Source organism: Mycobacterium neumannii, from assembly GCF_048452905.1.
In the GTDB taxonomy this organism is placed as follows: domain Bacteria; phylum Actinomycetota; class Actinomycetes; order Mycobacteriales; family Mycobacteriaceae; genus Mycobacterium; species Mycobacterium neumannii_B.
The window spans coordinates 1,873,053-1,896,227 of record NZ_JBCGVF010000003.1 but is presented as its reverse complement, the minus strand read 5'-3'; the positions used below and the strand labels follow the sequence as shown (position 1 = coordinate 1,896,227).

The 23,175-nt window shown below is 67.8% G+C and carries 20 protein-coding genes; 12 read left to right on the top strand and 8 right to left on the bottom strand.

Features of this window, described 5'->3' with window-relative positions:
* Positions 1-10 precede the first annotated feature (10 nt).
* The 3 genes from AAHH99_RS15575 to trmB are packed head-to-tail and all read right to left on the bottom strand — an operon-like array spanning position 11 to position 4,981.
* The gene (locus tag AAHH99_RS15575; protein WP_418769394.1) at positions 11-3,397 is read right to left on the bottom strand and encodes an MMPL family transporter; all 3,387 of its coding nucleotides are present in this window, start codon (positions 3,395-3,397) and stop codon (positions 11-13) included.
* A 50-nt stretch (positions 3,398-3,447) separates the two neighbouring features.
* Entirely contained in the window at positions 3,448-4,146 is a 699-nt protein-coding gene (locus AAHH99_RS15570; RefSeq protein WP_418769393.1) for an NYN domain-containing protein, read from the bottom strand.
* Between the two features lie 52 nt (positions 4,147-4,198).
* Positions 4,199-4,981 (bottom strand): tRNA (guanosine(46)-N7)-methyltransferase TrmB, encoded by a 783-nt coding sequence (trmB, locus tag AAHH99_RS15565; RefSeq protein ID WP_418769653.1) that lies wholly within the window; start codon positions 4,979-4,981, stop codon positions 4,199-4,201.
* Positions 4,982-5,260: 279 nt separating this feature from the next.
* On the opposite strand from trmB, the gene AAHH99_RS15560 reads away from it, so the two are divergent.
* The 3 genes from AAHH99_RS15560 to AAHH99_RS15550 all read left to right on the top strand — a co-directional run bounded on the left by AAHH99_RS15560 (position 5,261) and on the right by AAHH99_RS15550 (position 9,670).
* Positions 5,261-6,133 carry a hypothetical protein gene (locus AAHH99_RS15560; RefSeq protein WP_418769392.1) on the top strand — a complete coding sequence of 291 codons (873 nt, stop codon included), beginning with the start codon at positions 5,261-5,263 and terminating at the stop codon, positions 6,131-6,133.
* 8 nt (positions 6,134-6,141) lie between these two features.
* Positions 6,142-7,605: a hypothetical protein gene (locus tag AAHH99_RS15555; RefSeq protein ID WP_418769391.1), complete on the top strand. Its 1,464-nt coding sequence runs from the start codon at positions 6,142-6,144 to the stop codon at positions 7,603-7,605.
* A gap of 241 nt (positions 7,606-7,846) precedes the next feature.
* Complete coding sequence (locus AAHH99_RS15550) at positions 7,847-9,670, top strand: phosphoenolpyruvate carboxykinase (GTP) (protein ID WP_418769390.1); 1,824 nt, start codon at positions 7,847-7,849, stop codon at positions 9,668-9,670.
* Positions 9,671-9,710: 40 nt separating this feature from the next.
* Here the strand turns inward: AAHH99_RS15550 and AAHH99_RS15545 are convergent, their stop codons facing one another.
* A complete protein-coding gene (locus AAHH99_RS15545) occupies positions 9,711-9,878 on the bottom strand; it encodes a hypothetical protein (RefSeq protein ID WP_418769389.1) in 168 nt (55 codons plus the stop codon).
* A gap of 438 nt (positions 9,879-10,316) precedes the next feature.
* Here AAHH99_RS15545 and fadD4 point away from each other — a divergent pair, with 438 nt between their 5' ends.
* Positions 10,317-11,861, top strand: a complete 1,545-nt coding sequence (gene fadD4 / locus AAHH99_RS15540) for a fatty-acid--CoA ligase FadD4 (protein WP_418769388.1) — start codon at positions 10,317-10,319, stop codon at positions 11,859-11,861.
* A complete protein-coding gene (locus AAHH99_RS15535; RefSeq protein WP_418769387.1) occupies positions 11,858-12,772 on the top strand; it encodes an enoyl-CoA hydratase/isomerase family protein in 915 nt (304 codons plus the stop codon). Before fadD4 ends, AAHH99_RS15535 begins: the two co-directional genes overlap by 4 nt.
* On the opposite strand, the gene AAHH99_RS15530 is transcribed toward AAHH99_RS15535, so the two are convergent.
* Together AAHH99_RS15530 and AAHH99_RS15525 are read right to left on the bottom strand one after the other, a co-directional pair.
* Positions 12,742-13,479 carry a GntR family transcriptional regulator gene (locus AAHH99_RS15530; RefSeq protein WP_418769386.1) on the bottom strand — a complete coding sequence of 246 codons (738 nt, stop codon included), beginning with the start codon at positions 13,477-13,479 and terminating at the stop codon, positions 12,742-12,744. The two genes, AAHH99_RS15535 and AAHH99_RS15530, sit on opposite strands and share 31 nt — an antisense overlap.
* 3 nt (positions 13,480-13,482) lie before the next feature.
* A complete protein-coding gene (locus AAHH99_RS15525; protein ID WP_418769385.1) occupies positions 13,483-14,631 on the bottom strand; it encodes an acyl-CoA dehydrogenase family protein in 1,149 nt (382 codons plus the stop codon).
* Between the two features lie 31 nt (positions 14,632-14,662).
* Here AAHH99_RS15525 and AAHH99_RS15520 point away from each other — a divergent pair, with 31 nt between their 5' ends.
* The 3 genes from AAHH99_RS15520 to AAHH99_RS15510 are packed head-to-tail and all read left to right on the top strand — an operon-like array spanning position 14,663 to position 18,126.
* A complete protein-coding gene (locus AAHH99_RS15520) occupies positions 14,663-15,655 on the top strand; it encodes a MaoC family dehydratase (RefSeq protein WP_418769384.1) in 993 nt (330 codons plus the stop codon).
* A gap of 45 nt (positions 15,656-15,700) precedes the next feature.
* Positions 15,701-16,828, top strand: a complete 1,128-nt coding sequence (locus tag AAHH99_RS15515) for a CoA transferase (protein ID WP_418769383.1) — start codon at positions 15,701-15,703, stop codon at positions 16,826-16,828.
* Complete coding sequence (locus tag AAHH99_RS15510) at positions 16,822-18,126, top strand: amidohydrolase family protein (RefSeq protein WP_418769382.1); 1,305 nt, start codon at positions 16,822-16,824, stop codon at positions 18,124-18,126. Before AAHH99_RS15515 ends, AAHH99_RS15510 begins: the two co-directional genes overlap by 7 nt.
* A 1-nt stretch (position 18,127) precedes the next feature.
* On the opposite strand, the gene AAHH99_RS15505 is transcribed toward AAHH99_RS15510, so the two are convergent.
* On the bottom strand, positions 18,128-19,030 hold the full coding sequence (locus AAHH99_RS15505; protein ID WP_418769381.1) for an alpha/beta hydrolase: 903 nt from the start codon (positions 19,028-19,030) through the stop codon (positions 18,128-18,130).
* 99 nt (positions 19,031-19,129) lie between these two features.
* Between AAHH99_RS15505 and AAHH99_RS15500 the strand changes: the two genes are divergently transcribed.
* Genes AAHH99_RS15500 through AAHH99_RS15485 form a run of 4 tightly spaced genes read left to right on the top strand, consistent with a single transcriptional unit; the run spans position 19,130 to position 20,941 of the window.
* Positions 19,130-19,633, top strand: a complete 504-nt coding sequence (locus AAHH99_RS15500; protein ID WP_418769380.1) for a hemerythrin domain-containing protein — start codon at positions 19,130-19,132, stop codon at positions 19,631-19,633.
* Between the two features lie 26 nt (positions 19,634-19,659).
* Entirely contained in the window at positions 19,660-19,851 is a 192-nt protein-coding gene (locus tag AAHH99_RS15495) for a ferredoxin (RefSeq protein WP_418769379.1), read from the top strand.
* 14 nt (positions 19,852-19,865) lie between these two features.
* Complete coding sequence (locus AAHH99_RS15490; RefSeq protein WP_418769378.1) at positions 19,866-20,510, top strand: helix-turn-helix transcriptional regulator; 645 nt, start codon at positions 19,866-19,868, stop codon at positions 20,508-20,510.
* Positions 20,507-20,941, top strand: coding sequence for a hypothetical protein (locus AAHH99_RS15485; RefSeq protein WP_418769377.1), 435 nt, complete (start codon positions 20,507-20,509; stop codon positions 20,939-20,941). The genes AAHH99_RS15490 and AAHH99_RS15485 overlap by 4 nt, the downstream gene beginning before the upstream one ends.
* On the opposite strand, the gene AAHH99_RS15480 is transcribed toward AAHH99_RS15485, so the two are convergent.
* The gene (locus AAHH99_RS15480) at positions 20,942-23,110 is read right to left on the bottom strand and encodes an acyl-CoA dehydrogenase (RefSeq protein WP_418769376.1); all 2,169 of its coding nucleotides are present in this window, start codon (positions 23,108-23,110) and stop codon (positions 20,942-20,944) included.
* Positions 23,111-23,175 lie beyond the last annotated feature (65 nt).

Genomic DNA, 23,175 nt, shown 5'->3' with positions numbered 1-23,175 from the left:
ACGCAGCGCCCTACAGCCGGCCTTCGCGCCGCAGCAGGTCCTGTGCGCTGACGCCGCCGCCGCGGCGCTGACGCTCGTCATCCTCGCGGGTATTGAGCTTCTCGGTCGCCGCCTCGGCGTCGTCGCCCTGCTTGCCCGGGGTGGGGATGGCAGTCGTCGCGTCGGGGTCCTGCGCCGGCTCGGGGTCGCGCGCGGGCTCGTTCGGCTGTGATCGCGGTGTCGGGATCGCCGTGGTCGGCTCGTTGCCGGGTGTGGGAGGGGCCACGCGCGGGCGTTGTTCCCTGCCTCCCGACGGGGTCGGCATCGCCCTTGTGGGTTCGGCCGACGGCCGTTGCGGGGCGGGCGCCGGCGGCGTGGGCGGTGTGCCGGTGCCGCGCAGTTCGCCCAGCCACGACTCGATCTCGCGTTCCTCCCGTGGCGGGCGGCCCCCACCTGGACGCGGGGCCGCCGGAGCGGGTGCGGGCGGGGTGGGCGGGGCCGGTGGCCGGGCGGCCTGTCGCGCCGTCGCGGCGGCGTTGCTCACCGCGTTGCGCACGGCGTTCTTCGCGATCGACAACCGTGTGGTCTGCGGTTCGTCGGCCGGTGCCGCGGGTGGCGTGGTCGTGCTGGGGATGCGCGTCGTGCCGGTGGCCGACGGGACCCGCTGCGGCGCGGCGCGGGTCGCGCCGGGACGCGAGCCCGAGACGGCGGGATGCGTCGGATCGTGCGGCGGGCGCGGCCGAGGCGGCACGGGTGCGCCCGCACCGACCAGGGCCTCGGGGTCCTCGACGGTCTCGCGCACCGCGGGACGTTTGCGTTCGTCGGGCAACTCGGTCTCACCGAGACCCAGGCGCTCCTGGAGGCGTTTCATCCACCGCGGCGCCCACCAGCAGTCGTCGCCGAGAAGCTTCATCACTGCGGGCACCAGGAACATTCGGACGATGGTGGCGTCGAGCAGCAGCGCGATCAGCAACCCGAACGCCAGGTACTTCATCATCACGAGGTCGGAGAACACGAACGCGCCCGCGACCACCGCGAGGACCAACGCCGCACCGGTGATCAACCGGCCGGTGGTCGCGGTACCGACGCGGATGGCTTCAGCAGTGGACAGACCGCGCTCCCGGGCCTCGACCATGCGCGACACCAGGAACACCTCGTAGTCGGTCGACAGCCCCCAGATGACCGCGATGATCAACCCGATCATCGGCGCCATCAGCGGCTGCGGTGTGTAGTTCATCAGCCCGGAGCCATGCCCCACGACGAACATCCACGTCAGCACGCCCATCGTCGAGCCCAACGTGAGCGCGCTCATCACCGCGGCCTTGATCGGCAACACCACCGACCCGAACGCCAGGAACATCAGGATCGTCGTCGTGACGATGAGGATGGTCACCATCAGCGGGAGCTTGTCGAACAGGCTGTGAATGCTGTCCTGTTCCAACGCCGGGGTTCCACCGACGGAGATCGACAACCCGCGCGGGGGCACGATGGCGCGTAGTTCCTCGACCTTCTTCGCCGCGTCGTTACGGTTCACGAGCCCGTTCTGGATCACCCGAATTGAGGGGTCTTGCGAACCGCCTTCCTGATACGGGCGCGGCTGCCACATCTTGGTCGGGTCGTCCTCGGGTTGGATGAACCCGGGGATCGTCAACGCCTTGCTGCGGATCTCGGCGACCTGCTGATCGGTGACCGGTTCGCCGTTCTCGTTCTCGATCACCAGCGTCAGGGGTTCGGTGCGGAAACCGGGGAACGACTTGTCGAACGCCTCCTGCGCCTGGCGCACGGCGTTGTCCGGCGGCAGATACTTCTCGCTGATGCCGCCGAGCGAGAGCTGACCCAGCGGGATGATCATGACGATCATCACGATGACGATGGGTGCGGCGAACGCGATCGGCCGCTTCATCACCCGGTTGACCAGCTTGCCCCAGAAACCCTTCTCGACCTCGGCGCGTGTCTTGGTCTTCTGGGTCTTCTCCGCCAGCCAGTTCAGCCACCACACCGTCGGCTTGCGGACCAGCGGGCTCATACTCGCCGCCGACAGCACTCCGATGGTGCCCGCCACGAACACGGCGATGGCCGTCAACAGCCAGAAGATTCCTGTGCCGAGGGTTTCCTTCGCGGAGAACAGGCCGACGAAGATCCAGGCGAACGAACCGACATAGCCGAGCACCAGGCCGATCAGGGCGTAGTTGGCACCCTTGTCGTGGGTCCGTCGGATCTGCGCTCTGGCGATGTGCCCGAAGGGGATCGCTGCGAACGGTACGAGCACGCCGAGCGGGATGGAAGCGATCGCCAGCGGGTTGGTGCGGTCGGTGGTCTCCGCGGGCGACGGCGCCGGATAAGGCTTGGTGAACCGCAGCAGCGTGCGCACACCGAGCGCATCGACGTTGGGCCCGAGCAGGGCCAGCGCGGCGGCCAGCACCGTCACCGACAGGATCGCGGCCAGCATGACCGAGGCGATGATCGCGTAGGTGATCGATTTCAGGAAGCCCTGCGGGAACAGCAGCAGCGGCACTGACGATGCCACCAGGATGACCGCCGAGAACATGATCGTGCGGCCCGAGGTCATCACGGTGCGGCGGACCGCTGCCTCGGTGTCGTAACCCTCGGCGATCTCCTCACGGAACCGGCTCACCATGAAGAGGCCGTAGTCCACCGCGATGCCGAGGCCCATCAGCGTCACCACGGGCTGGGCGAAGAAGTGCACCGGCATGAACTCCGCGAGCAGGCGCATGATGCCCAGCGCGCCGGCGATCGTCAGACCGCCGATGAGGCCGGGGAGGGCCGCGGCGACGACGCCACCGAAGACGAAGAACAGCACCACACAGACCAGCGGGATGGCCGCGACCTCGGCGCGTCGCTGGTCCTCGCCGATGCTGCCGGTCAGTTCACTGGCCAGCGGGTTCAGGCCGGCCAACTCGATGCGGCCGTCGTTGAGCTGCTGCAGGTCCGATTCGACGGCCTGGTAGTTCTTCAGGATCTCGTCGTCGGTGTTGCCCTGGAGGGGGATGCTCACGAACGTTTTCGACAGATCGCTGGTCTTCATCTGCTGGACCGTCGCGTTCGCTGCGTCAGGCGCCCGCAGCCAGCCAACCCAGCTCACCACCTGATCGGGATGGTCCTTGACGAAGGTGTCGAGCTCTCCGACGACGTCACGCTGCCACTGCGGGTTGTCGACCTTCTGCCCGTCGGGCGGGGTGAGGATCGCCACCACGTGGCTGGTCCGGTCGCGACCGAAGGCCTCGTCGGCCACCACCGAGGCGTGGACCGACTGGCTGCCTTCGTCGTAGAAGCCGCTCTGGGTGACGTGATTGCCGAGACTGATCCCGAAGATGCCGCCACCGAGGCAGAGCGCGACCATGACGCCGATGACGATGTATCGATATCGGTACACCGTTCGACCCCACCAGGCGAACACGTAAGCTCCTTACTCGATTCTCTCGAAGTCGATGGCGACCCCTGAGCGGTTCAGTTGTTGACCCGCGAGGTCAATAGCGAGGACAGCGGCCGGAACGGCTGCAACCATGCCCCCTGCTCGGGCAGCGAATCGAGGCCGATTCGCGGTAGCGGCTCCCGGAAAACACCAGGGATGTCCTCCAGGTCGACGAACTCCAAGGTATCCGACGCTAGCGCCCAGCTCGCATGTTCGCGAAATCCGAGCACCTGGACGGGGATGCCGTCACGGGCGATTTCTTCCAGCGGTTGTTTGAAGGCCTGCCCGTCGGCCGAAGCCAGCAGCAGCCCGGCCAGACCCTCGCCGCGGCGCAGCGCGATGTGGTCCAGCATGTCGCTGTCGACGTCGCTGTCCTCGTCGATCTTCGGCTTGGCGAAGACCGCGAACCCCACGTTGCGCAGCGCCTCCACCCACGGCCGGACGACGTCGGCGCTGCCGGGTGCGATGTTGGTGAAAACTGTGGCCTCCGGCTCCAGCGAGACCTCGGGGCGCCCGGCGGACAGCTCGGCGGTGCGCGTCAGCAGCCAGCGGCCCAGCGCGTCGAATCGTGGCCGGTGCGCGGCCGTCGGCCTGCCGCCCAGGATCGAGCCGAGCCCCATGTCGAGGTTTGGCGCGTCCCAGACCAGTAGTACGCGGGCCGTCGCTTCGGCCGGGGTCGGCGTCTCGGGGGGCGCCACATCCTCGATGTGACCGATGTCCTCGGTGAGGCTCATGATCGTCTGCCCTCCCCGTAAGCGTTCCCCGCAAGCGGGCGGTACCCCCACATCACGCTCTCTCCCACAGCAGTTCGGCGACTGCGCTGCCGGCGTGCTGCGCCTTGCCTTCGTACTTGGTGACCGGTCGTTCGACGGAGATCGGAAGCGCGTCGGACGGGTTCACCCGGCGCAGCCGCGGCTCCGCGTCGCCGACCTCGGCGATCTGTTCGGCGTATCCCGCGTGGTCCGTCGCCGCGTGGAGGACGCCGCCGGGGCGCAGCCGGTCGGCGATCAACGCGACGGTGGCCGGCTGCAGCAGCCGACGCTTGTGGTGGCGCGCCTTGGGCCACGGGTCGGGGAAGAACACCCGAACACCGGTCAGTGACCCGGGTCCGAACATGTGTTGCAGCACGTCGACGCCGTCGCCGCGCACGAGACGGATGTTGGACACCCCTTCGCGTTCGATGCCGGACAGCAGCTGGGCAAGTCCCCGGCGGTAGACCTCGACCGCGACGACGTCGAGATCAGGCTCGGCCTTGGCCATCGCCAGCGTCGAGGTTCCGGCCCCGCAGCCGATCTCCACCACCACGGGCGCCGACCGCCCGAACCACGCATCGGTGTCCACCAACGGAGCCGGGACGTCGCCGTCGCGCGCCTGCATGCCGATCTCGGGCCACAGCCGATTCCACGTGGCCTGCTGCGCGGCAGACAGAGTCGTGCGCCGCGTGCGGAAGCTGGTCACGCGGGGATAGCGGTGCTGCTGGCCGGCCGGTGGACGGGAAGCCTCGGGTCCCGAAGTCGACCCCTCGGCGACGTCGGGCCCGGGCAGATGCATTTGTCCATGGTCGCTCATCGACGGTGGAGTACCCGCATCGTGGTACAGATTGATACCCAACAGTTGCCTTCGGCTGGTATCGGCGGCTATCCCCAGGAACAGGCACGGTCGCTCCCACGACGCTGTGCGAGATGTCACGATCGTCGAGGGCGGGCCCGGGGTGAGGATCGCCCGCGCCCACGACAAGGGGAAGGTCACCAGATTTTCGTCGACGCGCTGCTGCAAATCTGTGAAGAGCGCCGCGATCCGCGGCTGACGGCGATCGTCAGGCGCCTCTGCGCGCCGACGCGGGTCGAAGTGCGGGGTCGCGAGGGCGTCGGCCGCGCAACGGTGGCCGCGGCGTTGACGGCCGCGGGGGTCGCGGTTTCATCCGACGGTGCCGCCGACGTCGACGCGCTGGTGATCGCCGAAGCCCTCAAACCCGAGGACCGGGCGCTTATCGACGAGTCCGGCAGGCCCGCCGTCGTCGTCCTGAACAAGGCCGACCTGACAGGGTTCGGCGGGGCAGGGCCGATGGCGCACGCGTATCACCGGGCCGCGCGGTGTCGGGCCCTGACCGGGTTGCCGACGGTGCCGATGGTCGCGCTCCTCGCCGACGTGAACCTGACCGGCGAGCTGCTCGATGCGCTGCGGACTTTGCTCGCCGAGCCGGCCGACGTGTCGTCGACCGACGCGTTCGTGGAGGCGCCCCATCCGTTGCCGCGGGCGGTGCGCGAGAGGCTGCTCGGCGCGTTGGACCGGTTCGGCATCGCCCACGCGGTGCTCGCGCTGGACCGGGGCGCGAGCGTCGATTCGCTGCCGAACCACCTGCGCAGGCTCAGCCAGCTCGACCGGGTCGTCGAGCACATCGATGCGGCGGGCGCACCGCTGCGATACCGGAAGTTGCGTACCGCGGTGGTCCAGTTACGTGCGCTGGCAACGCAATCGGGCGATCCACGGTTGACTGACCTGTTGGTGACCGACGACGCGGCGCTCGCGGTGATGACGGCGGCGGTGGATGTCGTAGAAGCCGCAGGCGCGCGAGTCGACCGGGGCGACGATGCGGACGCTCATCTGCGCCGCGCCACGCAGTGGCGGCGGTACGGCAACGGTCCCGTCAACGCGTTGCACCGGGCTTGTGCCGCCGACATCAGCCGCGGTTCGCTTCGCCTGCTCGGGCGGTCGCGGTGACGGCGGACGTGACGAGCACCGATCAACTCGCGTCGGCCGATGCGGTGGTCGCGGTCGTCGAGCCCGGGCTCGCCCCGCCTGCGGTGCGCGCCCGCGACGTCGTGCTGGTGACGGGCCCGTGGTTGGCGGGCAGCACCAGCGTCGCCGCGGCGCTTCGGGAGCGGATGCCCGAGCACACCTTCGTCGAGGCGGACGATCTCGGTCAGGCCGAAGCGCCCGCCGCCGTGGTGTTCGTGGTGTCGGCGGTGTCACCACTGACCGAATCGGACTGTGAACTGGTCGATTTGGTGTCGCGCCATACCGATCTGGTGGTCGGTGTGGTGTCGAAGATCGACACGCATCGCAACTGGCGTGAGGTGCTGGCCGTCGATCGAGCGATGCTGGCCGGCCGGTCGCCGCGCTACGCCCCCGTGCCGTGGGTGGGCGCGGCCGCCGCACCCGATCTGGGGGAGCCCCGCGTTGACGAACTCGTGGGCCTGCTCCGGCAGCGGCTGGCCGACCCAGAGTTGGTGCGACGGAACCGCTTGCGGGCGTGGGAAACTCGGCTCGCATCGGTGGTAAGCCAATACCGCGCCGACGGCGACGGCGCCCATCGACGCGCCCGCGTCGCGGCGCTGCACCAGGCTCGTGACGAGATCGTGCGCAATCGGCGGATCGCAAAATCCGAACGCAGCATCGCCCTGCGCACCCAGATCCAGCAGGCCCGTGTCCAATTGGGGTACCTGGCGCGCAACCGCTGCACCTCGGTGCGGGCCGAACTCGCCGAGGACGCGTCCGCGCTGGGCCGCAGGGCACTCGGTGATTTCGAATCGCAGGTGCGTGAACGCCTCGGCGTGGTGGTCGGAGAGGTCGAGCAGGGCGTCACCGCCCAGCTGGCCGACGTGGCGGCCCAAGTCGGATTGACGGCTCCGGAGGTGTCCGACGCGCCGGCGTTCCCCGTAATCGCCGCGCCGCGATTGAAGTCGCGACGGCTGGAGACCCAGCTGACGATGATCCTCGGCGCCGGCTTCGGTCTGGGGGTGGCGCTGGCCGTCACCCGACTGTTCACCGGCCTGGCCCCCGGTCTGGCGGTCGCCGGTCTGGTGGCCGGTGGTCTGGTGGGGCTGGTGTTGACCGTGTGGGTGGTCGGCATCCGCGGGGTGCTGCAGGACCGGGCCGTGCTGGACCGCTGGCTCACCGACGTGACCGGCACGGTCAAGGCCGCGCTCGACGAACGTGTCGCGACGCGGGTGCTTGCCGCCGAGAGCGGGCTGGCGTCGGAGCTGGCTGCCCGGGACGAACGCGAGGCCGCCACCGCTGCGGAACGGATCGCCGCGATCGACGCCGAACTGCGCCAGCACGCCCTCGAGACCGCACAGGCCGCCGCCGAGCGTGACCGCAGGCTGCCGTCGCTGCAGCGGGCACTCGACGCGGTACGCGCGGATTTGTACGGGCGTGCGGATCCAGCGAGGGGTTCGGCGGACGGCCCCTAATGGGCCGGGGATGCCGATTCAACGGGGTTGACGGGCGTTGAGTCCGGGCGTTCGATCGGTAAAACACCTGTGAAACAGCCATCTGAATCGTTCCTGTGAGTGATCGGACACACTCCCGATTCACCGCGGGCTTCCCACCCGCGATAACCTCGGTATAGGGAGACCGCAGCGCTGCCTGTCCCTGTCTGGGCGGCGCATACGGAGCCTTGGGGCCTGGCAGCAACAGACACAGGAGATTTTCATGACCGCAGCGACCATCCCGGGTTTGGACACCGCACCGACGAAACACAAGGGTCTGCTCGCTTGGGTTCAGGAGGTCGCCGAGCTGACGCAGCCCGACCGCGTGGTTTTCACCGACGGTTCTGACGAAGAGAACGCCCGGCTGTGCGAGCAGTTGGTGGCCGCGGGCACCTTCAAGAAGCTCGACGACAAGAAGAAGCCGAACTCGTACCTCGCACTGTCCGACCCGTCCGACGTGGCCCGCGTAGAGTCGCGGACCTTCATCTGCACTGAGCGCGAAATCGACGCCGGTCCTACCAACAACTGGAAAGACCCCGCCGAGATGCGCGGCATCATGACCGATCTGTACCGCGGCTGCATGCGTGGGCGCACCATGTACGTCATCCCGTTCTGCATGGGTCCGCTCGGTGCCGAAGACCCCAAGCTGGGCGTCGAGATCACCGACTCCGAGTACGTCGTGGTGTCGATGCGCACGATGACCCGGATGGGTAAGGCCGCCCTGGACAAGATCGGCGACGACGGCTTCTTCGTCAAGGCGCTGCATTCGATCGGCGCACCGCTGGAGCCGGGGCAGAAGGACGTGCCGTGGCCGTGCAACGACACGAAGTACATCACCCACTTCCCGGAGACCCGCGAGATCTGGAGCTACGGTTCGGGTTACGGCGGCAACGCGCTGTTGGGCAAGAAGTGCTACGCGCTGCGGATCGCCTCGGCGATCGCCCACGACGAAGGCTGGCTCGCCGAGCACATGCTGATCCTCAAGCTCATCTCGCCGGAGAACAAGGCGTACTTCGTCGCCGCGGCGTTCCCGTCGGCATGCGGTAAGACCAACCTCGCGATGCTGCAGCCCACGCTGCCGGGTTGGCGGGCCGAGACCGTCGGAGACGACATCGCCTGGATGCGGTTCGGCAAGGACGGCCGCCTGTACGCGGTCAACCCGGAGTTCGGCTTCTTCGGCGTCGCGCCCGGCACCAACTGGGACTCCAACCCGAACGCGATGAAGACCATCGAGGCCGGCAACACCGTGTTCACCAACGTCGCGCTGACCGACGACAACGACGTGTGGTGGGAAGGCCTCGAGGGCGACCCGCAACACCTGATCGACTGGAAGGGCCGCGATTGGGAACCGGGGTCGCCGGACAAAGCCGCGCATCCGAACTCGCGCTACTGCACCCCGATCTCGCAGTGCCCGACTCTGGCGCCGGAGTGGGATGACCCGCAGGGTGTGCCGATCTCGGCAATCCTGTTCGGCGGCCGTCGCAAGACCACGGTGCCGCTGGTGACGCAGGCCCGCGACTGGCAGCACGGCGTGTTCATCGGCGCCACGCTCGGCTCCGAGCAGACCGCGGCCGCCGAGGGCAAGGTCGGCACCGTCCGCCGCGACCCGATGGCGATGCTGCCATTCCTGGGCTACAACGTCGGCGACTACTTCGCGCACTGGATCGACATCGGCAAGCAGTCCGACGAGTCGAAGATGCCGAAGATCTTCTTCGTCAACTGGTTCCGCCGCGGCGACGACGGCCGCTTCCTGTGGCCGGGCTTCGGTGAGAACAGCCGCGTGATGAAGTGGATCATCGACCGCATCGAGCAGAAGGCCGGGGGCCGCACCACGCCGATCGGCATCGTTCCCACGGCCGAGGATCTCGACCTGTCGGGTCTGGATGTCGACGCCGCCGATGTGGACGCCGCGCTGGAGGTGAACGTCGACGAGTGGCGCCAGGAGTTGCCGCTCATCGAGGAGTGGTTCGAGTTCGTCGGCGAGAAGCTGCCCACCGGCATCAAGGACGAGTTCGACGCGCTCAAGCACCGCCTCGAGGCCGAGTAACCGAGTAACCCCTCTATCGCGAGCGGGCATTGCTCCTATGTCAAGCCGCGTCGCGGTGATCGCTGTGGTGGGGGTTTCGTCGGGTGTGTTCGTCGGTGTGTAGGCGGGTGAATACGACGCGTGAGAGGCGGCGTTTGAGGCAGCGCAGGGCTTCGACTGCGACGAAGGTGTGGGTGCGCTTGTGCACATCGGTTCCAATGATCACCATGGACGGTGCCTTCTTTCATCGAGACGTGGATAAGGCAAAGGTTGGACCGGCCGGCTGGACACATCTCAGTGGAGGCGATGCCACGCTCCTATCAAGTCACGCCGGTCGGTCCTTCCCACCTGGAGTCGGCACAACGCACGGATGCCAACCCAAAGGCGGCAGCGTCTGCAAGAGCCAGACCCCAGGTACGAAGACCCAACCACCGCAACGCGGCAATCACCACCCTGACACTGAGCGTCTGCACACGACACGCCGCGCAATAGCGACACTTTGAGCACGCTCACCGCAGGGTGAGCGTGCTCAAGTGTCTGTAGGCATCTTCACGGACCGTCGGACCCAAGGCACTCGCGACGGTCGGGCGGGACCTTCAGGAGGCGTCTCCGCCGGAAAGCGGCACCACTTGACACCTGTCAACTCGGCACATCGTAGAGTCAGCCCATGCAGATCCGCGAACATGCCGAGGCGACGCCCGACAAACCCGCCGTCATCATGCATCCCAGTGGCACCACGGTGACGTTCGGCGAGCTCGAGGCGCGCGCCAACCGCTTGGCCCACCACTTCCGGCAGGCAGGCCTCGTCGAGGGCGACACCGTGGCCATGCTGATGGAGAACAACGAGCACTTTCACGTCGTGATGTGGGCGGCGCGCCGCAGCGGCCTCTATTACGTCCCGATCAACACCCATCTGACGGCTGCCGAAGCCGCCTACATCATCGACAACAGCAACGCCAAGGCCATCGTCGGATCCGCGGCGCTGCGCAAGACCCTCGAGGGACTCGGCAGCGAACTTCCCCGCGGACTGCCCGAACTGCTGATCATCACCGAAGGAACGTCGGCGGAAGGTGTATCCGGCGATCTCGACGGCTGGCAGCGCTATCCCGAATGCGTTGCCCAGCACCCCGATACGGCGATCCCCGACGAGATCGAGGGGGACCTGCTGCAGTACTCGTCGGGCACCACGGGACGGCCCAAGGGGATCAAACGCGAGCTTCCGCACCTCACACCGGCCGAGGCGCCTGGCCTGATGACCATGATGGTCTCGTTCTGGATGGAGCCGGACTCGGTGTATCTGAGCCCCGCGCCGCTCTATCACACGGCTCCGTCGGTGTGGTCGATGACGGTTCAGGCCGCTGGCTACACGACCGTGGTGATGGAGAAGTTCGACCCCGAGAGCGCGCTGGACGCTATCCAGCGCTACGGCGTCACGCACGGCCAGTTCGTGCCGGTGATGTTCACCCGCATGCTCAAAGTGCCCGAGTCGGTGCGCAATTCGTATGACGTCTCCAGCCTCAAGCGGGTGATCCATGCCGCCGCACCGTGCCCGGTCGAGATCAAGAAGCAGATGATCGACTGGTGGGGCCCGATCATCGACGAGTACTACGCGTCATCGGAGGCGCACGGTTCGACGCTGATCAGCGCCGAGGATTGGCTGGCCCATCCGGGTTCGGTCGGCAAGCCCATGGCCGGCACACTGCACATCTGCGACGAGGACGGCAACGAACTGCCTCCCGGTGAGGCGGGCGAGATCTTCTTCGAGGGTGGCCTCCCGTTCGAGTACCTCAACGATCCGGAGAAGACTGCCAAGGCCCGCAACGACCGCGGTTGGGCGACGGTCGGCGACATCGGTTACGTCGACGAGGAGGGCTTCCTGTACCTGACCGATCGCCGACACCACATGATCATCTCCGGCGGGGTGAACATCTACCCGCAGGAGGCCGAGAACATGTTGGTCACCCACCCGAAGGTGTTGGACGCCGCGGTGTTCGGCGTCCCCGACGACGAGATGGGCCAGCGGGTCCATGGCGTGGTGCAGACCGTCAAGCCCGCCGACGCCACCGCTGAATTCGCCGCCGAGCTCATCGAATGGCTCCGGGATCGGTTGGCGCACTACAAGTGCCCGCGGTCGATCACGTTCGAGGCGCAGTTGCCCCGCACCGACACGGGCAAGCTGTACAAGCAGGAGCTGATTAAGAAGTACTCGTGACACACGTCGAGTTGCCATCGGGCATCGTCGTGGCGATCGAATCGCCAACGGACGACGCCACATTCACGCTGTCGGAGCAGCAGTCCGACGACCGCCGGATCGTCACCGTGACCTCGGTGGCCGACGCCCTCGCCGAAGTGACGGAGCGGTGCACCCAGTGGCCGCACGCCGCGGGCGTCTGCGACGACGTCCTTCGCGCCGTCGACCCCGCCGCCCCCGCGTTCGCCGGCGTCATCACCGAGTCGCTGGCGTACTCCACGCTGCAGGCGGGGCCGGAGTTCGCGCGCTGGCTCGACGAGCGCGGGCCCTCGCAGCTTGCCCAGATCCCCGATCCCGTTGTGGCCGAACGAATCGACGACACCGTCTATGTGCGGTTCAACCGGGTGCGGCGGCACAACGCGTTCTCCACCGATGCCCGCGGCGCGCTGCTGGAAGCACTCGAGGTGGCGCGCGTCGACCCGTCGGTCACCGACGTCGTCCTGTCCGGCAACGGGCCGTCATTCTGCAGCGGCGGGGATCTCGCCGAGTTCGGTAGCTTCGTCGATCCCGCGAGCGCACACTTCGCCCGCACCCGCTACAGTCCCGCGATGGTGCTGGCCGAGCTGACCCACCGCCTCGGCAAGCGCTGCCGCGCGCGAGTCCACGGTCAGGTGCTCGGCAGCGGATTGGAGATGGCGGCGTTCTGCGGCCACATCGAGTCGAGCCCGAACGCCGTTTTCGGGTTGCCGGAGCTCAGTCTCGGGCTGCTCCCGGGCGCAGGCGGAACGGTGAGCATCACTCGCAGGATCGGACGTTGGCGCACAGCGTATTTGGTGTTGTCGGGCCAAGCCATCGATCCGCCGACGGCGTTGCGGTGGGGGCTCGTCGACGAGATCGCTGGTCAACCCGAGCGGCGCAACGTCACCCGGTAGGTGTACTGCTCGGGCAGGAAATGGCTGACCGACAGCTCGACGGGCCGGCCTTCCTCGTCGGAGTACAACCGGTCGACGCGCAACATCGGATGACTGGGCTCGCACCGGACGGCGTCCGCCACCTCGGCATCGGCGGGTGCGACGGTGATCGACTGTGCGGCTTCGACGATCGGTGCGCACAGATGCGGCTCGAGCAGTCCGATGACGGTTTGCGTGCCGACCGCTCCGTCGGCCAGTTCCGGCGAGTCCGCCACCGCCGCCGCGACCGTCGGCGCCAGATGCACCGTGGTCAGCACGAACGGCACCCCGGGGTCGGTGCCGTGCAGTCGCCGGAACACCAGCGTGTACACGATGTCGTCGTCGAGCCGTAGCCTGCTGGCGGCTTCGACGTCGACCCTGCGTCGCAATCCGTTGAGCACCTCCATGGTGGTGTCGTCGGACAGGCTCATCAGGTCCTCGATCGAGCCGAACTGGCGCAGGTACCGCCGTCCCGAACCGCTTGCGTACGTGCCGCGGCCCGGCACCCGGTACACCACACCATCGGCGACCAGATCCTGAAACGCCCGGCGCACAGTCTGTCTCGACAAGCCGTGAGCAGCAACGAGTTCCGACTCCGTCGGCAACCGCGCGCCGTCGCGGTAGCGGCCGGCCGCGATCTGTTCGCGCAACTGGTCGCGCAGGGTCCGGTACGCCGGCGCGGGCTTCATCGCCTACAGGCCGCCTCGTGCTACCAACTGTGAGGCGATGACGTTGCGCTGGATTTCGTTGGTGCCCTCGCCGACGATCATCAGCGGCGCGTCGCGGAAGTACCTTTCGACGTCGTACTCGGTGGAATAGCCGTAACCGCCGTGAATGCGGACAGCGTTGAGTGCGATCTCCATCGCGACCTCGGAGGCGAACAGCTTGGCCATCCCCGCCTCCATATCGCAGCGTTCGCCGCTGTCATAGCGCTCGGCGGCATACCGCGTCAGCTGGCGGGCAGCCGTGAGCTTGGTGGCCATGTCGGCCAGGTAGTTGCCGATCGACTGGTGCTTCCATATCGGTTGGCCGAAGCTCTCGCGCTCCTGGGCATACCGCAGCGCATCCTCCAACGCGGCCGTCGCCACGCCTAGCGCTCGCGATGCGACCTGAATACGCCCCGTCTCAAGGCCTTTCATCATCTGCGTGAAGCCCTTGCCCGGCTCTCCGCCGAGGATCGCCGACGCCGGAACCCGGCAGTCCTCGAAGATCAGTTCGCACGATTCGATGCCCTTGTACCCGAGCTTGGGCAGATCCCGCGACACCGACAGCCCCGTCATACCCTGCTCGACGAGAACCACCGAGATCCCCTTGTGGCGCGGGGTCGCCCCCGGATCGGTCTTGCACAACAGTGCGATCAGCCCGGATCTGCGCGCATTGGAGATCCAGGTCTTGGATCCGTTGATGGTCAGGCCGTCGCCTTCGGACGACAGCGCCGTCGTCGACATGTTCTGCAGATCGGACCCGCCACCCGGTTCGGTCAGCGCCATCGTGGCGCGGATCTCACCCGTCGCCATCGGGGGCAGGTAGCGGCGCTTCTGCTCTTCGGTGCCGAACAGCACCAACAGCTTGGCGACGACGGTGTGCCCGCCCATCGCCCCGGCCAGGCTCATCCAGCCGCGTGACAGCTCCTGGGTCACCTCGACGTAGCAGGGCATCGACACCGGCGAACCGCCGTACTCGTCGGGGATAGCCAGACCGTAGATGCCGATCTGCTTCATCTGCTCGATCCACGCCTCGGGATATTCGTTGGCGTGTTCGACGTCGCGCACTTGCGGTTTGACCTCGCGGTCGATGAAGGCCCGCACGGTGGCGACCAGCATCGTCTCTTCCTCATTCATGTACGGCCATATTGACACTTTGTGCGGCCCAATGCCAGAGTGGGCACCCGTGAGCGGCCCGTACTTCGACGACCTGCACGTCGGGCAGGTCTTCGACACCGCGCCGCCGATGACGTTGACGTCGGGCGCGGCCGCGGTGCACCAGTCGATCGTCGGCGATCGTCTGCGCCTGGCGCTCGACGGCGAGTTGGCGACGGCGGTCACCGGTGCGATCGGTCCGCTGGCGCATCCGGCGCTTGTCTGTGACGTCGCGATCGGTCAGACCACCCTCGTCACCCAGCGGGTGAAGGCCAATCTGTTCTACCGCGGCTTGGTCTTTCACCGGTTCCCCGCTATCGACGACACCCTGTTCACTCGCACCGAAGTGGTCGCGCTCAAAGAGAACTCGGTCAAGCCGGGCAGGGCGCGGACCGGATTGGCCGCGCTGCGGATGACGACCGTCGACGAACTCGGCCGCCTGGTACTCGATTTTCACCGCTGCGCGATGCTGCCGCTGCGAGACGGCGCCGGCGAGACGGGGCACGCTGACGACCTGTCGACGATCGGGGCCGAAACACCGCCCGTACCCGATCCGACCGCGGACTGGGACGCGGAGGCCTACCGCGCGAAGGTACCTGGGGCCCGCTTCGATCAGGGACTCGCGGGGACGGTGCTGCACAGCACCGGCGACGTGGTGAGCAGTGCGCCCGAGCTGGCCCGGCTGACGTTGAACATCGCTGCGACACATCACGACTGGCGGGTCAACAAGCGTCGGCTGGTCTACGGCGGCCACACCATCGGGCTGGCGCTGGCTCAGGTGACGCGGCTGTTGCCCGACCTCGTCACCGTCCTCGGCTGGCAGTCCTGCGACCACACCGGCCCGGTGTACGAAGGGGACACGCTCTACAGCGAGGTGCACATCGAGAAAGCCGAGCCGCTTGCGGACGGTCGCGGTGGCGTGCTGACGGTGCGGTCGATGGTGTATGCGGTCGATGACCAGGACCGCAACGTGCTCGATTGGCGCTTCACCGCGCTGCAGTTCTGAGCCGCGCCCACCCCCGGCGGCACCCGCTTGCGATGTTGGCCGACAATGGGGAGCGTGACGTCGACGATGTTGACTGTCCCCACCGCCGTGGTCGACCGGGCCGGACGGGTAGCCGACGCCTTCGAAACCTTCACCGGCGTCGAGGTCGACGCCGCCGAGCTGATCGGCGGGCGTGCTGCGCTGCTGGGCCTTTCGCCTGCCGGTCAGGTGTCGGCGGGTGGCGCGACGCGCCTGATGCGCAGCCACGACAGTTGGTGTGCCCTCACGTTGGCGAGACCCGACGACATCGCCGCGGTTCCCGCGCTGATCTCGGCCGACGCGGTCGACGATCCATGGCAGGCCGTCAAGGACTGGGTCACCGAAAACGACTGCGCCGACGTGACGGAGCGCGCCCGGCTGCTCGGCCTGCCGGCGGCGGGCCTCGCCGAGACCCCTCCCGAGGACCCGCGGGTGTACCCGTTCGGCGCGGCCACAGCGACGCGGGGCCCTGCTGATCTCTTGGTCGCGGACTTGTCCGCGATGTGGGCCGGACCGCTGTGTGGACGGTTGCTCTCGTCGGCAGGTGCGACCGTGGTCAAGGTGGAGAGCTCCGCGCGACCTGACGGCACCCGCAACGGGCCGCAATCGTTCTTCGACTGGATGAACGCCGGAAAACTCTCCTACAGCGTCGATTTCGACGAACCGTCCGGTTTACGGGCGCTGCTGGCCGCCGCCGACGTCGTGATCGAGTCGTCGCGGCCGGCAGCGTTGGCTCGTCGCGGGCTCTCCCCGACGGACGTGGCACCGCGTGACGGCCGGGTGTGGCTGCGGGTCACCGGCCACGGCACCGACGGCGACCGCGACAACTGGGTCGCATTCGGCGACGACGCCGCCGTGTCGGGCGGCCTGGTCTGTGGCGAGCCGAACGAGCCGGAGTTCTGCGGCGACGCGATCGCCGACCCGCTGACCGGGCTCGAGGCAGCGCTGGCCGTCGCGCAGTCGTTGCGCAGCGGGGGAGGGGAGCTGATCGAGATGTCGATGGCCGCAGTCGCCGCCACGTATGCGCAGTTACCGCGGGACAACCAATCACCGTGTACCGCAGTGCCTCAACTGTCAGCCTCCGCGTCACCGCTCGGGGCGGACAACGAGGAAGTCGAGCAGCTGATCGAGCAGCGACGGCTCGCGTCTTGCTGATCCAGCGCGCGACACTGCTCGACGGTGCCGCCGTCGACATCCGGGTGGCCGAAAAGATCGTCGCCGTCGAGCCGGAGCTGGCGCCTATTGGCGGTGAACCGGTCTACGACGCCGCCGGCCGGACCGTGATACCGGGACTGCACGATCATCATGTCCATCTGCGTTCCGCCGCAGCGGCTTTACGGTCGGTGCGGCTCGGTCCTGCCGAGGTGCGCAACCGGGTGGAACTGGCCCGTGCGTTCGCGAACGCGAAGCCCGGCGCCGATGGCTGGGTCAGGGCGGTGGGCTATCACGAGGCGGTCGCGGGCCACCTCGACCGCACCGTGCTCGACGAGGTGGCGCTGTCGGTTCCGGTCCGGGTGCAACACCGCAGCGGTGTGCTGTGGACGCTGAATTCGGCGGGACTGGCCCGTGTGGGATTGGCCGACCACCCCGACGGACGGTTGCGCAGCGCCGACCGCTCCTGGTCGGATACCTTGCAGCGCAATGAAACCGGTCTGGAAGAGGTGAGCGAGCGGCTCAGTGGCCTGGGCGTCACGGGCGTCACCGACGCCACCCCGGACCTGGAGATCGACGACATCGTCAGGCTTTTGGAGGCCCATCGCCGCGGAGAACTGTGCCAGCGCGTGCTGTGCCTCGCGCCCGGCAAGCGGATTCTGCACGATACCGACCTCGACCTCGACGGCCTCACCTCGTGGATCTCCGAACGGCACGGCGAGGGCGCATCGGTCGCCGTGCACTGTGTGACCGCCGCGCAGCTCGTCGTGACGCTCTCCGCGCTACAGGCGACCGGAACGCATCCGGGGGACCGCATCGAGCACGCATCCGTCGTTCCCGACGACGCCGTCGCGACCCTTGCCGCGAGCGGCGTGACCGTGGTGACGCAGCCGAACTTCGTCGCCGAGCGCGGCGATCAATACCTCGACGATGTGCCCGCCGGCGAACACCATGAATTGTGGCGCGTCGCTTCGCTGTTGCACGCGGGTGTGTCGGTCGCGCTGTCTACCGACATGCCGTTCGGCGAGGGTGACCCGTGGGCGACGATGCGTGCCGCGGTGCGCCGGGTGACCGGCAGCGGCGCGGTGCTCGGGGCGGACGAACGCATCACCGCAGCGGAAGCGCTCGGCATGTTCTCCGGTACCGGGGACGATCCGCTGCGGCGCCGAACTGTGGCGCCCGGGCAGCCGGGCGACCTGGTGGTGCTGGAGCCATCGCCGCGCGACGTTCTCGAGACACTGGCGTCGGACATGGTCGCCGCAACCGTGGTCGCTGGCGAGGTGGTGTTCGACCGCGGGTGACTCAGGCGGCCGCGGGCGCCAACGCCCGCTGCAGCATCGCGCACTGACTGTCGAAGAACTGCTGTGAGACAGAGGCTTTGGGCACGATGCCGTCGAATCCGTGGAACGCGCCCTCGACGATCTCGACGTCGCACGGCACTCCTGCGGCCTTGAGTCGTTCGGCGTACTCGAGATCCTCGTCGTGGAAGAGGTCCAGCGTTCCGACGCCGATCCATGCGGGCGGCAGACCGACGAGGTCGTTTCTGCGCGCGGGCACGGCCACGGCGGGATCGGCGTCACCGAGGTAGGCCGCCCAGCCGAACTTGTTGCTCGACTTGTTCCACAGCCGAATCCCGGGGTTGTCCAGTTCGCGTCGGTCCACGGTGCGGTCGTCGAGCATCGGATAGACCAACAATTGCGCCGACGGCGCGACCTCTCCGCGGTCGCGCGCCAGCAGCGCCAACTGGGCCGCCAAACCGCCGCCGGCGCTGGCGCCCCCGATCGCGACACGGCTTGAGTCCACTGTCGGCAACCCCACCAACCACTTCAACGCCGAATAGCAGTCCTCCAGCGCGGCCGGGTAGGCGTATTCGGGTGCCAACCGGTAGTCGACGGAGGCCACGGTGACCCCGAGGCGTCGGGCGAATCGGCGGCACAGCTCGTTGTCCTGGCCGGGATGGCCGATGAGATACCCCCCGCCGTGAATCCACAACAGCGCGGGGCCCTTTCCCGTGGCCCCGGGCGGCCGGTACAGCCACACGTCGACTCCCGACGGCAGGGTCAGCGCCTCGACATCGCGGGGCACCTTGCGCCACATGCGCCGGGTGACCATGCGCACGATCGGCAGCGTCGCGGGTGTGATCACCTGCTTCGGGGCGAGGCGGGCGGCGCGGCGCAGGTCGGGATGGAAGTCGGTGAACGGCACCCGACAAGTATTACGTCACCGGCGGCCAGCGGTGTGCCATATTGTTTATACAAACGGACTTGTATAAACTAACGGCAGCTCGTGGTAGGAGAAGCCGTGATGCACAAGTCAGCCCCCTGTGTCGCACTGGAGCATGAACATCGCGAGATCGACCGCGCGATCGAGGACTTCGTGGGCAAGCTTCGGGCGGGCGTCCTCGAAACCGAAGTGCTCACCCGGGCGCTGGAAAAGCTGCGCCGCCACATCTACCTCGAAGAGGTCATCGTGTTCCCGCCGATCCGCGAGGCCGGGATGGTGATGCCGATCTTGGTGATGATGCGTGAGCACGGCCAATTGTGGCGAACCATGGACACATTGGACGGTCTGCTCGCAGCGTCTGACACCGACCGGATCGAGGCGGCCTGCGGCGTACTGCTGGATCAGTTGCACGAGCACAACTCCAAAGAGGAACCAATTGTTTACCCGCACATCGACATTGATCCCACCGCGCATATGCGCGCGGACTTGACTCGGTTAGTCGAGACGGGCCGCGCTCCCGAGGGATGGGTCTGCCGGCACGCCAGTGGTGTGGGCGCAATGTCCGGCCTGGCCGATGAGAACTGAACCGCTGATCAAGTCAAGGAGGCGTCATGCGTGTCGTAGTGGACCGCGATCGGTGTGAGGGCAATGCGTTCTGCGTGAAGTATGCGCCCGAAGTGTTCGAACTCGACGACGACGACTACGCGGTGGTGGTCGCCGACCCGGTGCCGCCCGAGTTCGCGGCGCACGCGGCCAAGGCCGTCGACGAATGCCCGCGCGCGGCGATCACCCGCCACGACTGAGTACCTTCCGGTCGATGACACGACGCGATGAGGTGCTGACGGCCCTACGGGCCGCGGGGACGCCCTTGAGCGTGCTCGACGTGGCCGAGCGGTTGTCGATCCATCCCAACACCGCGCGCTTCCATCTGGAGGCGTTGCTCGAGCGCGGCCGGGTCGAGACGATCAAGCCCAGCAGCACGAAACCGGGCCGGCCCCCGCTGATGTTCCGCGCGACAACGGGTATGGACCCGGACGGCCCCCGCGACTACCGCGTGCTGGCCGGGGTGCTCGCCGATGCATTGGCGCGCCAGCGTGACCCGCAACGACGTGCGGTCGCTGCCGGCCACGCGTGGGCGAAGAAAGAGGCCGCCACCAACGGCGCCTTTCAGCCGCTGGACCGGGATCAGGCCTTCGAGCGCCTCACGAGGCTCCTTGCCGAAATGGGATTCGCCCCGCAAAAGCGCTCGCGCAACGACGATCTCGATGAGATCGGATTGCACAATTGCCCGTTCCTCGAACTGGCGGACACCCGCCGCGACATCATCTGTCCCGTGCATCTCGGTCTGATGCAAGGGGCGCTGGCGGCCTGGGATGCGCCGGTCACCGTGGGAGCACTGGTTCCGTTCGCCGAGCCCGGTCTCTGTATCGCGAATCTGACACCGAGAAGGAGAGTCTCATGACCGTCGCACACTCCATCGCAACCGCGCTCACGTTCGTCTGGCTGGGCATGGTGCTCGCGATCTCGTTCATCGAGGCCCCGCTGAAGTTCCGGGCGCCGGGGGTGTCCCTACAGATCGGGCTCGGCATCGGCCGGTTGGTCTTCCGCGCACTGAACAGTATCGAGGCCGCGCTGGCTGTGGTCCTGGTGATCATCATCGTGATGGACCGACCGCCGACCGCTGCCACCGTCGCCATCGGCGCAGCCATCGTCGCGTTGGCTGTTCAGTTGATCGCGGTCCGGCCCGCATTGAACCGGCGCTCCGATGCCGTCCTGTCGGCGCCGGCGGGAACGACCCCGGCCGGGCGGTCACGCATCCACTACGTCTACGTCGCCCTGGAGGCCGTGAAGGTCGGCGCGCTGATCGTCGGCGGAATCACGTTGCTGGCCTGACTATTTCAGTAAGGGGTCTCGAGGGAGGCCGAGGATACGCTCGGCGATCGTGTTGCGGGTGATTTCCGAGGTGCCACCGGCGATCGTCATGGCCCGGTTGCCGAGGTAGGCCAGCGTCAGAATCGGGGTCTGCCCGACGACGGCCGCCGAACCGGCCAACTCCATGGCCAATTCGGTCATCCGCTGCCCGGATTCGGCCACCAGGAGTTTGGTGACGTTGCCCTCCGGGCCGGGGTCCGAACCTGCTATCGCGCGGGTCACCCGCCGCAGGTTCAGCAGCCGCAACGTGTGCGTCTCGGCGATCACCTCACCGGCCCGCCGCAGGTACGTCGCCCGCGTCTCGGGAGACGCATTGTCGAGCAGCTTCACCAGATCGGCCGCGGTGAACCCGGTGGTGCCGCCCGAACCGCCGCCGATCGAGATGCGCTCGTTGCCCAGCGTCGCGCGGGCCACCAGCCACCCCTTGTTCACGTCACCGACCACGTCGGCGTCAGGGACGAAGACGTCGTCGAAGAACACCTCGTTGAAATGTGCGTGGCCGGTTAGCCCGCGAAGCGGATTGACCGTCACCCCAGGTGCTTTCATGTCGATGGCCATCATCGTCACGCCGGCGTGCTTGGGGGCGTCGGGGTCGGTGCGCACCGTGGCAAGGCCCCACTGGCACTGATGGGCCAGGCTGGTCCACACCTTCTGGCCGGTCACCCGCCAGCCGCCGTCGACCTTCTTGGCCGACGTCCGCACGGCCGCGGCATCCGAGCCCGCGCCGGGTTCGGAGAACAGCTGACACCACATCACCTCGCCGCGCAGCACCGGTTCAACCCAGCGTTCCCGTTGGTCGTCGGTGCCCGCCTGGGCGATGGTCAGCGTCACCCACCCGGTGATGCCCAGGTCAGGCCGTTCGACGTCGGCGAACTCCTCCTCGATGACCAGTTGCTCGAGCACGTCGGCGGCGCGTCCCCACGGTTTGGGCCAGTGCGGCACCAGGTAGCCGGAGTCGACGAGGAAGTCGCGCTGCTGGTCGGCGGGCAGGGAGTGCAGCGCGGCGACGGCCTCGCGCGCCTGCTCGCGGAACAGCTCGGCTTCCGGCGGCAGCGTGAACGTCGCACCGCGAGCCTGGCCACTGCGCTGAGCTTGGACGACGTCGAACAGCGGATCGCCGGCCTCGGCCATCAACGCCGCGAGCGTCCTTGCGCGCCGCAGATACAGGTGGGCATCGTGCTCCCAGGTGAAGCCGATCCCGCCGTGTAGCTGAATGTTGGTCTCTGCGTTGAAGATCTGTGTTCGGATGGCGTGCGATGCGGCGACTGCGGCGGCGAACGACGCGCTGTTGAGGTCGTCGGCGCGGGCGGCATCCCATGTCGCGGCAGTCGTCACCTCAGCCTCGACGAGCATATTGGCCGCGTGGTGCTTAACGGCCTGGAATGTCCCGATCGTTCGGCCGAACTGCTCACGGACCTTGGCGTATTCGACGGCCATCTCCAGGCTGGCCCAGCTGACGCCGACCGCCTCGGCCGATGCGAGGATGCGAAAGACCGTGTGCGCCTTGCGTGCCGTACCGCGAAGCAGTCGTTCCTCGGTGACCGTCACACCGCTCAGCGCGACCGAGCCGAGGCTGCGCGAGGTGTCCATCGATTCGAGCGGGGTGATCGTGACGCCCTCGGCGGCGGGATCGATGACGACGACGTCCTCATCGGCGACCACGACCAGCAGGTTCGCGTCCGGCGCGCCCAGCACCGCGGGACTCTCACCCGTCACGACCAGGTCGGATCCGACCGTCACATTGCCCGAGACCGCGAGCGCACCGACTGTGCTGCCGTCAGCGAGACCCGGAAGCTGCTGTGCACGAAGCGAATCGGAGGCACACCGGTCGATCACCACAGCCGCGGCCACGGTGGGCAGAAACGGGCCAGGGCACAGTTCGCGTCCCTGGGCTTCGAGGACCACCGCCAACTCCGCGAGCCCGAAGCCGGACCCGCCGTGTTCCTCGGCAATGGCCAGGCCGGTCCATCCCAGGCCCGCCGAGGCCGACCAAATCTCGGCGGGATGCGACGAACCGCCCTGAAGCGTCGATCGGGCAGCCGCCCGGCTGTTGACACGGTTGAGCTGGCCGATTGCCGCATCGGCGAGGTCGACGTGCTCTTCTGTGATGGCGAGCGCTGACTTACTCACGTGAAAGTCCTCTGCAAAGTTGACGGTCGGCAAGTCACGCTAGACCATCTGCGCAGGTCACGGTA